Source organism: Parashewanella curva (assembly GCF_003675895.1).
Lineage (GTDB): Bacteria > Pseudomonadota > Gammaproteobacteria > Enterobacterales > Shewanellaceae > Parashewanella > Parashewanella curva.
Window position 1 is genome coordinate 1 of the sequence record NZ_ML014966.1, and the last position, 719, is coordinate 719.

General features: G+C 41.4%; 1 pseudogene. It reads right to left on the reverse strand.

Features of this window, described 5'->3' with window-relative positions:
• Positions 1-197: 197 nt before the first annotated feature.
• A pseudogene (locus D5018_RS21475) lies at positions 198-590 on the reverse strand (YceI family protein); the annotation flags it as partial.
• Positions 591-719 lie beyond the last annotated feature (129 nt).

A 719-nucleotide genomic window follows, 5' to 3' on the forward strand; every position in this document is an offset into this window, starting at 1 on the left:
GCAAAGTGCTGGCTAATAGTGGTAGTTTTCATGGTGTTTAACAGGCAAAGACTATTATAAACCACGATCGATTCTGGTTGGCAAACGATCAAACTTAATTGCTTATTTTTGACCCGTTTGCCCTAACTTAGCTCGGCTTAGGGGTTGATGTTTTCTAGCTTGGTACCTAACTCAGAGGTTGAGTACCAAATAAGCTGTTATAGGCGAATGCCTTCAATTGCGAGTTCTAACTCAACATGAGTACTAGCAGGGCCTAAATCATAATTAATGCCGTAGTCTTTTAATTTCAACTCAGTCGTTCCCACAAAGCCTGCACGGTAACCGCCCCATGGATCTTTACCTTCACCCAATTTTTCAATTGGAAAGCTGATGGTTTTAGTTACGCCGTGCAAAGTGAACTCTCCTGTGACGGTTCCGTGAGTGGCATCTTTAAATTCAATCTTGGTGCTTTTAAAGGTCGATTTAGGGTACTTTTTCACATCAAGAAAATGCGAATTACGCAAATGCTTATCACGCTCAGCGTGATTGGAATCGATGCTCGCAGTATCTATTTCGATATTGATTTGCGATGCATTAGGATTAGCCTTATCCCATGCGTATTCCGGTGAATTGGATCACCGATTCCAGATTGATGTGGATCACTAAGCACCTAACGTAACGTGAAGCCCTATTTTTAATCTATGTGATCCACATCAGTCAAGATTTCCTCTTTTTTACGC